4 protein-coding genes and 3 pseudogenes are annotated in these 13,732 nt (G+C 33.9%); all 7 read right to left on the bottom strand.

Features of this window, described 5'->3' with window-relative positions; translation table 11 throughout:
* Positions 1–37 precede the first annotated feature (37 nt).
* The 7 genes and pseudogenes from ACZZZT_RS04285 to ileS all read right to left on the bottom strand — a co-directional run bounded on the left by ACZZZT_RS04285 (position 38) and on the right by ileS (position 13,623).
* Positions 38–2,803, bottom strand: coding sequence for a PD-(D/E)XK nuclease family protein (locus ACZZZT_RS04285; RefSeq protein ID WP_463459520.1), 2,766 nt, complete (start codon positions 2,801–2,803; stop codon positions 38–40).
* 63 nt (positions 2,804–2,866) lie between these two features.
* Entirely contained in the window at positions 2,867–4,330 is a 1,464-nt protein-coding gene (locus tag ACZZZT_RS04280; protein ID WP_463459519.1) for an OmpA family protein, read from the bottom strand.
* A 111-nt stretch (positions 4,331–4,441) separates the two neighbouring features.
* Positions 4,442–5,634 (bottom strand): annotated as a pseudogene (gene kbl / locus ACZZZT_RS04275) (glycine C-acetyltransferase).
* Between the two features lie 70 nt (positions 5,635–5,704).
* Positions 5,705–8,862, bottom strand: a pseudogene (locus ACZZZT_RS04270) (UvrD-helicase domain-containing protein).
* Between the two features lie 185 nt (positions 8,863–9,047).
* Complete coding sequence (locus ACZZZT_RS04265; RefSeq protein WP_463459518.1) at positions 9,048–9,644, bottom strand: lipoprotein signal peptidase; 597 nt, start codon at positions 9,642–9,644, stop codon at positions 9,048–9,050.
* 187 nt (positions 9,645–9,831) lie between these two features.
* Complete coding sequence (locus ACZZZT_RS04260) at positions 9,832–10,212, bottom strand: TraR/DksA family transcriptional regulator (protein ID WP_026983623.1); 381 nt, start codon at positions 10,210–10,212, stop codon at positions 9,832–9,834.
* Positions 10,213–10,222: 10 nt separating this feature from the next.
* Positions 10,223–13,623, bottom strand: a pseudogene (ileS, locus tag ACZZZT_RS04255) (isoleucine--tRNA ligase).
* Positions 13,624–13,732 lie beyond the last annotated feature (109 nt).

The raw sequence follows: 13,732 nt of genomic DNA, 5'->3' as shown, positions 1-13,732 counted from the left end.
TACAGCTTAAAATCAAATCAATAATTTCAAAAACTGTTTAAGGGATTTTTTCTTCGAAAGGAATATTAATATCAAAAATCTTATTTAAAAGTAAAGCTATTTCTTCTAAATAATTATTGAGAATTTCCGGAGTTATTGTAATTGTAAGTTCTTTATCTTCCTTAAAACCAAAAGGAAGAAATCCGGATTTTAGATTTTTAAACGAAATAATTCCAACTTCAATCGGAATATCTTTCATTTCATTTTCAAACATAAACGCATAAGCCAAAACCTGGATAATTTTGTCGTTTTTAAGCTCTTCTGTCAATCCATTCCACGATTTCAGTATAACGTTTGTTTTTTCTACTTTTCCGGTCTTATAATCAATAATTCGTATTTTTCCGTTACGCAATTCAATTCTATCGACATTTCCTTTAATTAAAACCGGGAAAGGCAAACTCGGATGATTGAATTCACGACCAAAAGTTTGTTCTAAAGCAATAATCTGAACAGCATCTCCATTTTGAATTGATTCTAATTCCATTCTCAGAAAATTAGAAACATTTCGTTTTGCAACTTCAAAAGCCAGAAGATTACGGCCTTTTTTAATTTCACCTTCTTTATAAACTAATTTGAATTGCTTTAAAACTTCATTATCCAATAATTTAAAGCAATTTGAAATATCGCTCTCTGAAATAAATTTACCAATAAATGGCTCATACAATGTTTTTAAAGTCTCGTGAATTATAGTTCCAAGAGTATTTAGAGCAATATTTTCTTCAACTTCTTCGACTTCCCGAATCCGCAGAATTTTTTGAAAATAGAAATCAATCGGATTTCGAATATAACTTGTTAAAGCCGAAGGAGAAAAACCCGTCAATGCAATTTCTTTTAAACGCTCCATCACTGCCTCAGACTTCGGAACCACCATCGGTTGATATGCCGTTGTGGGCAAAGCCGGATTATAAATATCAAAAGTAAGATTGTGCTTCGGTTGTTTTTCAACTTCCAATTGCGTGATAAAACGACTGCGTTCACCGGCATCCAAACCGTCGTTTTCGGTATTATATATAAGATAAATGTTTTTGGACCTTTGCAATAAATGGTAAAAATGATAGGTATAAATAGCGTCTTTTTCTTTAAATGTTGGCAAACCTAACTCTTTCTTGACATCATAAGGAATAAATGAATTCTGGGATTTCCCGGCAGGAAATTTCCCTTCGTTCATAGAAGTTACGATAACTGTATCGAAATCTAAAACACGACTTTCCAGAACCCCCATAATCTGCAGTCCCCGAAGCGGTTCTCCTTCAAAAGAAACTTCGGCAACGTCTATAACTTGTTTGTAAATGGCATACAAAGTATCAATATTATCAATATGGTGATGTTTAGAATAATAATTAATCAATTTGTTGATTACCTTAAAGATTGCATAAACAAAAGCTTTAGCAATTTTCTCTTCTTCATTATCGTTGCTAAAATTTTCTTTTATCAAAAGCAAAAGTGCCGAAATATTCTCCAAAACAGCAACTGCACCACTTTCCCATTTTTGAAACAATAGCTGAAATAAAGCCGTAGGGTTAGATCCAAGTTCAATAAGTCTGCTATGGGTTATAAAAGTGTAATTATTCTCTTTAATAATCTTTACTAAATTGTTTGCATTTGCATAAGGCTCAACTAATGGATGTGTTAAAACATCAAGTACATCTTTATAATAAAACACATAGCTCTCCCCTTTTCTGGAAAGCGCATTAGTATGCATCTTAAACAATTTTGCGATTAATATTTGCGATGGATTATTTTTACCCGAATAACCCATTGTTATATTTAATGCTCCAACCGAAGATGGCAAAGCATACAAAACCGGCATTAATAAATTTTCTTCACCTAAAACAATTGCAACTTTATCAAGAGATGTTTCTGGCATTTCCTTTATTATGCTATCTATAATATTACCAGCCAATTTAGCCTGCCCAATAGTCTTGGGAGTTCCAATTACCTGAATGTTTTTAGATTGAGAAAAATCATCTACAATCCACTCAAAAGGATTTGATTTATAATATTTCCAGTTCTCTTTAAAACGTCTTACAAATAAACCAGCATCATGATATGGATCATTTAAAAAAGTTTGATCAGCATCCCAATAAATTTTAGCCTGATCAAGAGCCAAAAGATGCTGTACAATTTTTTCTTCAGCTGCATTCAAAGCATTAAAACCCGCAAATACAAAAACACGATTTGAAATAGTATTCGAAAAATGATTTAGATTATTAACTGCTTCGCGGTAAATTAAACCTTGATAACCAATTGCTTTATTTAATAAATGATCATACAATGAATTGTAATAAAGCGGAAGAAGTTTCCAGAAATCAATGTAATTTTCTAAAAGCTTAGTTTTATTTTCAACTTCGATTCCCCATTTTTTAATGTCTTCAATATCTTTCAGATAAGATAAAACATGAGATGGCTCTAATAAATAACGATCGATTTCATTAAAATCCTGCAAAAGAGTTTTGGCCCAGTTAGCAAACAATTCAAACGACTGTTGATTTTGTTTTTCTGTTACAGAAAGATAAACTTCATAAAACTCAAACAGAAGTTCGATAGAGTCAACAGATCTGATTGAAGCCACATCCTGAACAAATTCTTCAATACTAATAATTTCCGGAGAAAGAATAGTTTGTTTAGTTTCTTTTTTCAGAGCTTCTATTAAAAAAACTTTTGCTCTTTTATTTGGGAGAATAATAGTAGTTTCCGCCAATTTAGCCGAATAATTCTGAATTATAACATTAGCTATTTTTTCGAGAAAAGAAGAATTTATCATTTGATAAAAATAAAAAAAGCCATTCAATTAAGAATGGCTTTTCTGTATTATTTACAAAGTAAATTATAGTTTACCTTGGTATTTAGAACCAATATGTTTGATTTCAGTTCTTCTGTTTTGTGCTTTACCTGCAGCAGTTTTGTTACTTGCAACTGGTTGAGACTCACCAAAACCTTTAGATACTAAGTTATCAGCGTTAACTCCTCTTTCAATTAAAGCATTCATTACAGCAGCAGCTCTATCTTCAGAAAGTTTTTGATTCAATTTATCAGAACCATCGCTATCTGTATGCCCTTCAACACTGAATTTTGCATTTGGATAGTTTTTAAGGATTTCTTTAATTGCATCTAATCTAGCTGGAGTTTCTTTGTCTCCTGTTTTGAAAGTAGCTTTTCCTGAGTTAAAGTAAACCGCTCTAGCTTGAACTTTAAGATCTTCTAAAGCCTCAGAAGTTACTTCTGGACATCCTCTGTTTGAAGCAGGACCTGCAACTGTAGGACAATCATCATCTTTGTCTAAAACACCATCTTTGTCAGCGTCTAAGAAAGGACAACCACCATTTTCTTTAGGACCAGCAACTGTAGGACATTTGTCATCTTTGTCAGCGATACCATCACCGTCAGCATCTGGACAACCTTTTAAAGCAGCTAAACCAGCAACATCTGGACAAGCATCATCTTTATCAGCAATTCCGTCTCCGTCAGTATCAGGACATCCGTTTAATGCAGCTAAACCAAATACATCTGGACAAGCATCACTAGCGTCAACAATTCCGTCTCCGTCAGTATCAGGACATCCGTTGAATTGTTTTAAACCTGCAACATCTGGACAAGCATCATCTTTGTCGTAGATTCCGTCTCCGTCAGTATCTTTACCTCCGAATTTGAAGATAAGACCTGCAGTGTGTTGGAAATGAGATGGAGCATCTGGAACACCAGCAGCATCTTGTCTATCTCCACTAACTGCCCATTTGTATTTTGAAGCAAGTTCAAGACCAATAGCATCTGTAAACCAGAAAGTAATTCCAGCACCTGGATTTACTGTTCCGTAGCTACTATCACCAAAGAAAGTATAACCTCCACCAACAGATAACGAAGGATCAACTACTTTAGATTTGATTAATTCCTGGAAGCTATATTTAATAGTAGCATCAATTCCATAATACATCAAATCACCAGGATTAGTAACAACATTACCTCTACTGTCATGCCCTGGAGCAGTTGGAGCAAAAGTAACATATTTGTCAATTTTGTTTACTGACCCTTGTAAACCTACAGAGAAACCACTCCCTACGTATCTAGACACACCAATGTAAGATAAAGAAGGAAGAATATTCCAGTTGTCTTTTACAGCAAATGGCTGCGAAAAATGTTGATCAAAGAATCCACTTCCAGCACCAGAACTGGTTCTAGTGTCTACGGCATTAACTCCAAAAGAGATAGCCCATGGATTGTTACTGTCTTGCGCGTGAGAAGTTAACCCCATCACCATCATCACAGCAACTAAAAGTTTGTTAAGATGTTTCATACTTAATTTTTTTAATTACAATTTAGTTAATTACAGACAAAAGTAACACCAAATTTTTTAAATACAAAATGAAATGTTAAAAAAACCTACAAAAATTATTTAAAATGGGAATTATATAACTTTTAACATTTTTCCTACTGATATAAAAGCATTTATTGCTTTATCCAAATGTTCTTTAGTATGAGCGGCCGATAATTGAACTCTAATTCTCGCTTTATCTTTAGGAACAACCGGAAAGAAAAACCCAATTACATAAATTCCTTCTTTCAAAAGCTCATTAGCCATTGTCTGTGACAACTTTGCATCATATAGCATAACAGGTACTATGGCAGAATCACCATCTATAATATCAAAACCGGCTTTCTTCATACCTTCTTTGAAATAATTGGTATTCCATTCTAATTTATCTCTTAAGGAAGTATCTTTCTCTAGTAACTCAAAAACTTTAATGGAAGCTCCAACAATTGCCGGAGCAAGTGAATTTGAAAACAAATAAGGACGCGAACGTTGGCGCAACAATTCGATAATTTCTTTTTTCGCAGTAGTGTATCCTCCCATCGCACCACCTAATGCTTTACCCAGAGTTCCAGTGATAATATCGACTCTACCCATTACACCTTTTGCTTCAAGAGTTCCTTTTCCTGTTGCACCAATAAATCCGGCAGCGTGGCATTCGTCAACCATTACCATTGCATCATATTTATCTGCCAAATCGCAAATTTTATCCAAAGGCGCCACAAGACCATCCATTGAGAAAACACCGTCGGTAACAATTAATTTAAAACGGGCACCAGCTTCATTGGCTTTAATTAATTGTTGTTCCAAATCTCCCATATTGCTATTTTCATAACGATATCGGGCTGCTTTACACAAGCGTACACCATCTATAATAGAAGCATGATTTAAACTATCAGAAATAATGGCATCATTTTCTCCCAATAAAGGTTCAAAAACCCCACCGTTAGCATCAAATGCTGCTGCATATAGAATCGTATCTTCGGTACCATAAAATTCTGCAATCTTTTTTTCCAATGTTTTATGAATATCCTGTGTACCGCATATAAAACGTACAGACGACATTCCAAATCCATGCGTATCCATCGCATCTTTTGCAGCCTGAACAACATCCGGATGCGAAGAAAGTCCTAAATAATTATTGGCACAAAAGTTCAAAACTTTTTCTCCTGTCGAAATTGTAATTTCTGCATCTTGTGCAGATGTTATAATTCTTTCTTTTTGAAAATCCCGTTTTCTTCAATTGTCTGCAGCTCACTTTGCAGATACTCTTTAATTTTACCGTACATTTTAATATATTTAATATGTTAAAAATTAACAAGTTAACCTCATTAAACTCTTAACACCTGATTAATTTTATCACAAATTTACCACATCGATTTCGGTTCCGATGTACACTAATGCCCTTTTTAACACTTTGTATCCTAAATCCTCAATTGCATCCTGGTATTCTTGAATTTGCTGTGTGTATTTTGAATTTATTGCTCCGGTTTTATAATCCAACAAATATGCTTCTTTGTTTTGGGTTAAAACGATTCGGTCCGGCTTTAAAATCTTCCCTTCCTTTTGCACGATTGTCTGTTCGTTCAGAATGTTATTTTTTCCATCAAAACAAATATTCAATTCAGGATGATTTACTATTTCCAGAAGTGTCTGCAAAACCTTTTCGGACTGATCAAAATTTATCAAACCATTTTCTAATGCTTTTGTCACCGCCAAATCAACATCTGATTTATCTTTTATAAAAGCTAAAATCTCATGAACTATATTCCCATAAGATATAGCCTCCTGTTGATGTGTTCCCCACATTAAGGATTCTCTTTGTGCAATTTTTATATTTTTAGGATTTAAAACTTCTGAAACAACAGGAATAGTTTTAACCAAATTCAATACTTCACCTGAAATAGAAAGTCTTTTTCTATCTCCAAATTTGTATTCTAATTTTTCTGAGTCATAAATTCCTTTATGCATCAAATATTTAATAAAGAAAGAAGCCATATTATTTGGAAATTCTCCATCTTTTTTCTCGTTTAAGGATTGGGATATTACATATAGTTGCTCCTCGGCACGAGTTAATGCTACATACAAGACATTAATATTATCCAGTAATTCTTCTTGTTTTTTCAGATTAAAAACTGCCGAAGCACTTTCGCCAAAACCTTCAACTGCACTGCTATTATCTATCAAAGCTTTTGGAACGCCTAAATCAGCATCTTCGGCATCAAGCCATAATTTATCTTTGGGTTTTCTACTATAATCTTCTTCTGCAAAGGGCATAATTACGACAGGAAACTCCAAACCTTTTGATTTATGAATAGTCATAATTCGAACAGCATTATTTCCTTCCGGAGATGGGATACTGAATTTATGCGCATTTTTATCCCAATAACTCAGAAAATCAGCAATTCCGGCTTGGTTTCGAATATCACGTTCCAAAACAATATCCAGAAAATATTGCACATAAGCATTTCCTTCTGAAGGAAGAACAAATTTAGAAATGATAATCTCTACAGCTTCGTACAGTGATTTTTTTCGAATATCTTCAAATGAAAGCGAAACATCAAATGACAAAAGCCATTTTTCGAAATCATTTTCAAATCTTTGAGCCATTCCCTGTGCGATAAAATCATGAATTGGCATTTCAATTTCTTTTGTATTTCCTAAAAATGCAGGAAGTTAGCTTTTGCCTCCAGATCGATACTATTGTTAAGATATTTTAGCAGATGAACAATCAAACGAACTTCTGTCGCATTTTGAATCATCAACGTTTCTGATGACAAAAGCGGAATATTTTGTTCTGTTAAATAATTTGCAATCGCAATTCCCTGATCTCTTTTTCGAGTCAAAATCACAATATCCCGATATTCAAAACCTTCACGAAGAACATTCTGAATAGTGTTTAAAGTTCCCAGAACATACAAATCTGATTTTTCAACAACATCTTCGTCATCTCCAAAATCACTTTTCTCAATTATTGGAAGAAAAGAAATATTTACGTAACCGCCTTTTTTAGAATTTGAATTCTGAAAACTATGATTCTCGTACAAATCCTTATAATCTTCATTAGAAAATTCAGTCGAAATCAATTTAAAAAAAGCATTATTAAAATCAATTACTTCACTATAACTTCGGTAATTCGTATCTAAATGTTTGATTAACTTATCCGGGTTATTGAAGGGATTTACATCTTTACTTAATTCAATAAACTGCTCTGCTTTTCCTCCGCGCCAGCGATAAATTGATTGTTTAGGATCTCCCACAATCATCAACGTTCCCTTATTTCCTAAATCATCCTGGCCAGAAAGTGCATTGTCAATTAACGGAATTAAATTTTGCCATTGCATCTCTGAAGTATCCTGAAATTCATCTATAAAAAAATGACGATAACGCTCCCCCAAACGCTCATAAATAAAAGGCGCTGGCTGATTTTGTATTTCGCGATGAATTATGGCATTGAATTCTGAAATTGATAAAATATTTTGTTCTGATTGTATTTTGGCCAGTTCATTACTAACGGTATTTAGCAATGAAAGTGGCGTAATATTTTTTAAGAATGCTTTATAAAAATCTCTTTTTTCGAAGTTTTTATAAACCTTATCCAGAGTTTGAAGCAGCTCAGGAATTATATTTTCAATTAATGTTCTGTCTTTGGCTGTTTTATTAATTGCAATATCATCAAATTCATGAAATGTTTTATTTCTCGGATTGAATTTTCCATCGCGTATACTTTCTAAATGATTTGGAAAAGTTCCTCTTGAAAATGATTTCAAATCAATTCCATTTTTTTCAATTAACGAAAGAAGCTCTAAAGCATAATCAGCATTTTCTTTTTCTAAATCGCCACATAAAACCGACATTTTCTTTTTGATGGCGACAAATTCTTCAATTGAAGTATCGTGAAAATGAGAAATTTCATTTCGATTATTTTCATTGAGAACTAATCTTCCTGTTTCAAGAATTTCACGCGAAACATCCCAACTTTTATCATCGTCGGTTTTTTCCATCGTAAAATCGATCAATAATTTTGTCAGTGTTTCATCCTGGCCGGCTTGAGCAATAATTGCATCTACAGCTTCAACCAATAAATTTTCGGTATCCAAAGTAACCTCAAAAGTCATTGGCAAATTTAGATCATGCGCAAAAGCACGAATTACCTTATGCGTAAATTTATCTATGGTAGAAATATCAAAAGCAGCATAATTATGAATTAAGTGCTTTATAATATTTTGAGATTTTGTTTTGATTTTAATTATCGAAAGTCCAGTTTCACGAGACAAATCTTCCATTAAATCCATGGCTTTCGCCGAAGGTGTATCTTTTGTAAATTCAGACAAACTGCCAACAATACGGCTTTTCATTTCGTGAACCGCCTTATTCGTAAAAGTTATTGCCAGAATATTACGATAAGCGTCATTTTTTGGGGATGAAAGGATAATTTTCAGATATTCTCTAACCAAAGTATAGGTCTTTCCCGAACCGGCAGATGCATCATATATAGAGAAAGACGGACTTTGCATAAGTTTGGTTTTAATATTGTAAAAATAGGACATTAATATTAAAAACAAATCCCAAAAAAATCAAATTCCAAATTCCAACAACTATGTAGTAAACACAAAATCCAATAATAAAAATTCCAAATCCCAATATTTGTATGTAATTAATACTTCAAATTTTGGAATTTGGAATTTGATTTTTTTGAAATTTAATTCTTCGGAAATGCTCTTTTATTGAAAACAAGCAAAATACCAACTCCTGTAGAAATCGCCATATCGGCAACATTAAAAATAGCATTAAAAAACATAAAGTGCTTACCTCCAAAAAATGGCAGCCAGGCTGGAAGATTTCCTTCCCAGATAGGAAAATAAAACATATCGACTACTAAACCATGAAACCATGTTCCATATGGTTGTGGAGAAAAAAGTGTTGCTAAATTATTTGTGCTGTCATCAAAAATAACTCCGTAAAAAACAGAATCTAAAATGTTTCCGGCAGCTCCGGCAAAAATCAATGCGATGGAAACGATCAAATAAGTGGAGTGACGTTTTTTAATAGAATCTGCCAGCCAATACCCGATTCCAAAAACTGCAAAAATTCTGAAAACAGTTAAAATTAGCTTTCCGTATTCGCCAGGAATTTTTGTTCCCCATGCCATTCCTTCGTTTTCAATGAAATGGATTCTAAACCAATTAAAAACTTCAACTTCTTCGCCTAAAATAAAATTGGTTTTTACATAGATTTTCGAGATCTGATCAACAAGTAAAACTAAAAATATGAGGAAATACGCTTTTCGTAATGACATTTTATGATTTTTTGATGCGCAAAAGTAACAATTTAATCAAAAAAACCCTCATTACGAAACGTTAATTCTTTCATATTAAAACGAATTAAACAAAGTCTGATCTCTTTTTTCAAGGCAGACTTCTCCCAAAAGCAATTTTACTTTATATAATAACAAAAAACGCCCCTAAAAGGAGCGTTCTTATATATTATCGTTGTAGATTTTTTGCTTCGATACTCATTGTTGCATGAGGTACGATTTTCAGCCTTTCTTTGCTGATCAGTTTACCTGTTACTTTACAAATACCGTATGTTTTATTTTCTACACGGAATAAAGCATTTTTAAGGTCACGGATGAATTTTTCCTGTCTGATAGCCAACTGCGAGTTCGCTTCTTTGGACATTGTTTCACTTCCTTCTTCAAATGCTTTAAAAGTTGGTGAAGTATCATCTGTTCCGTTATTCAAATCATTCATGTAAGCACTTTTTATTAAATCCAGATCGGCTTGTGCTTTTTGTATTTTATTTTGAATTATTTCTTTGAACTCTGCTAAATCAGCGTCAGAGTATCTTGTAATTTCATCTATCATGGTATTTCTATTATTTTGAAATTAATATCACTGTTTTAATATCATCAAACTCAATTTCTGTGCCGTTTTCTAAAGCGTTAACAAAAACCAAGTCATCTGTTAATGTCTCAGACTTAATATAGTCTTCATTTTTAAGAATTGCTTCTTCTAAAAGACCGCTTCTTTGTATTTGAACTTTAATTTTATCAGTAACTTCAAATCCTGAATCTTTACGGATATTCTGAATTCTGTTTACCAATTCTCTCGCGATTCCTTCATTTTTCAATTCTTCAGAGATTGTAATATCAAGCGCAACTGTAATTCCGTTTGAATTTGCAACCAGCCAACCTTCAATATCCTGAGATGTTATTTCGACATCTTCTAATGATAAAGTTACGTTATTTCCAGCAATAACAATATCTAGCGTTCCCTGCTTGTCCAATTCATTGATCTGATCTGCAGAAAAAGCTTGTATCTCCTTAGAAATCAATCCCATATCTTTTCCAAAACGAGGCCCTAAAGCTTTAAAATTAGGTTTAATCTGTTTTACCAGGATTCCTGAATCATCATCCAAAAGCAGGATTTCTTTTACATTTACCTCTGCCTTTACCAAGTCAGAAATAGCTAGAATTTCAGCTCTTTGATTCTCGTCAAGTACCGGAATCATTACCTTTTGCAAAGGTTGACGCACTTTTATCATTTCCTTTTTACGCAATGAAAGAACCAAAGATGAGATGGTTTGTGCTTTCTGCATTTTGCTTTCCAACGTTTTATTAACAAAGTTTTCGACAAATTTTGGGAATTCAGCCAAGTGAACACTGCTATATTGCTCAGTTTGCGTTGAACTCGTTAAATCGCGGTACAATTTGTCCATGAAAAAAGGAGCGATTGGAGCGCTTAACTTACTTATAGTTAACAAACAAGTATAAAGCGTTTGATAAGCTGCGATTTTATCGTGTGCGTATTCACCTTTCCAGAAGCGACGACGACATAAACGAACGTACCAGTTACTTAAGTTTTCCTGAACAAAGTCAGAAATGGCTCTTGCTGCTTTTGTTGGCTCATAATCTTCATAACATTCGTCAACAAATTTTATTAACGTATGCAATTCAGATATAATCCACTGATCGATTTCAGGTCTTTCGTTTAACGGAATTTCCGCCTCTGCGTATTTAAACCCATCAATATTGGCATATAACGAAAAGAATGAATAAGTGTTGTATAATGTTCCGAAGAATTTACGACGCACCTCAGCGATTCCTTCAATATCAAATTTTAAATTATCCCACGGATTTGCGTTTGAGATCATGTACCAACGTGTGGCATCAGGACCATATTCTGCAATTGTTTCAAAAGGATCTGTCGCGTTTCCTAAACGTTTCGACATTTTTTGTCCGTTTTTATCCAGAACCAAACCATTCGAAACTACATTTTTATAAGCTACTTTATCAAAAACCAAAGTTCCGATAGCGTGCAGCGTATAAAACCATCCACGAGTCTGATCGACACCTTCTGCAATGAAATTTGCAGGAAAATCTTTGTTCTCGTCGATTTTGTCTTTGTTTTCAAAAGGATAATGCCATTGTGCATAAGGCATTGCTCCAGAATCGAACCAAACATCAATTAAATCACTTTCGCGTTTCATTGGTTTTCCTGAAGCCGAAACTAACGTAATTTCATCAACTACATTTTTGTGTAAATCGATTAAATCATAGTTTGACTCAGACATGTTTCCGATTTCAAAACCTTTAAACGGATTTTCTTTTTGAAAACCTGCTTCGATAGATTTCTCGATCGCATTGTATAATTCTTCAACAGAACCAATAAGAACTTCTTCTTTTTTATCTTCAGTTCTCCAAATTGGCAACGGAATACCCCAATATCTAGAACGAGATAAGTTCCAGTCGTTGGCATTTTTTAACCAATTTCCAAAACGTCCTTCACCAGTAGACTTAGGTTTCCAGTTGATAGTTTCGTTCAGGTCGAACATTCTATCTTTTACATCGGTTACTTTAATAAACCATGAATCTAGTGGATAATATAACAACGGTTCATCAGTTCTCCAACTGTGTGGATAACTATGTACGTATTTTTCAACCTTAAAGGCTTTATTTTCTTCTTTTAATCGAATCGCAATCTCAACATCCACAGAACGCTCTGGGGCTTGACCCGCATCATAATATTCGTTTTTAACGTATTTACCGGCCAATTCTCCTAAATGCGAAGTGAATTTTCCTTGTAAATCTACTAAAGGAACTGCAGTTCCGTTTTCGTCTAAAACTAACATTGGCGGTACTTCCGGAGTTGCTTCTTTTGCAACTTTAGCATCATCAGCACCAAAAGTTGGAGCTGTATGTACAATTCCTGTTCCGTCTTCTGTAGTTACAAAATCTCCGGCGATTACTCTAAATGCATTTTCAGCATTTTGATAAGGTAATACGTAAGGTAATAATTGCTCGTAACGAATTTCAACTAAATCAATTCCTTTCGCTTCCGCTAAAATTTTATACGGAAGTTGTTTGTCGCCATTTTTTACTTTTTCGAAATCAGCATCGTCTTCGCTTGCAAAAAATCCTTTCGCAAATTGTTTTCCAACTAAATTTTTAGCCAAAACAACATTTACAGGTTCAAAAGTATATTGATTGAAAGTTTTTACTAAAACATAATCGATTTTTGGACCAACTGTTAAAGCAGTATTCGAAGGCAATGTCCAAGGCGTTGTCGTCCAAGCCAAAATGTGAATATCTCCAAAACCTTGTAAAAAGCCTGGCAATGTTTCTGGCAAAGTTTTGAATTGTGCTACAATCGTAGTATCTGTAACGTCTCTGTAAGCTCCAGGCTGGTTTACTTCGTGAGAAGATAATCCTGTTCCGGCTTTTGGAGAATAAGGCTGAATGGTGTATCCTTTGTACAACAAACCTTTATCGTAGATTTGTTTTAAAAGCCACCAAACCGATTCCATGTATTTTGGTTTATAAGTTACATACGGATCTTCCATATCTACCCAATACCCCATTTTTTCGGTCAAATCATTCCATACGTCGGTATAACGCATTACGGTTTTCTTACACGCTTCGTTATATTCTTCGATAGAAATTGTTTTACCAATATCTTCTTTTGTAATTCCTAATTCTTTCTCGGTACCCAATTCTACTGGTAATCCGTGTGTATCCCAACCTGCTTTTCTTTTTACCTGAAAACCTTTTTGAGTTTTATATCTGCAAAAATATCCTTAATTGCACGTGCCATCACGTGGTGAATTCCCGGTAATCCGTTTGCTGAAGGCGGACCTTCAAAAAACACATAAGGCTCTGCGCCTTCGCGGGTTGTTACACTTTTTTCAAATATATTTTCTTTCTTCCAAAAATCAAGAACTTCTGACGCTACTGTTGGCAAGTCAAGTCCTTTGTATTCAGTAAATTTTGTACTCATTTTATCCTTTTCTTAAACGAGGTGCGAAAGTAAGAAATTTTGAATTATTGACCGCCAATTTCTTGAAATTTCACAAACTTTTGTTGAGATAATAAATACAAAAACAAAA

The organism is Flavobacterium sp. AC274 (assembly GCF_979258275.1).
Note: the sequence above shows the minus strand (reverse complement) of the source record. Positions and strands in the feature narration are given on the sequence as shown.

Bases quoted from the DNA above. Each gene is read 5' to 3' on its own strand.
- ACZZZT_RS04285 (WP_463459520.1), bottom strand. From the start codon at position 2,803: ATGATAAATTCTTCTTTTCTCGAAAAAATAGCTAATGTTATAATTCAG.
- ACZZZT_RS04260 (WP_026983623.1), bottom strand. From the start codon at position 10,212: ATGATAGATGAAATTACAAGATACTCTGACGCTGATTTAGCAGAGTTC.
- ACZZZT_RS04280 (WP_463459519.1), bottom strand. From the start codon at position 4,330: ATGAAACATCTTAACAAACTTTTAGTTGCTGTGATGATGGTGATGGGG.
- ACZZZT_RS04265 (WP_463459518.1), bottom strand. From the start codon at position 9,644: ATGTCATTACGAAAAGCGTATTTCCTCATATTTTTAGTTTTACTTGTT.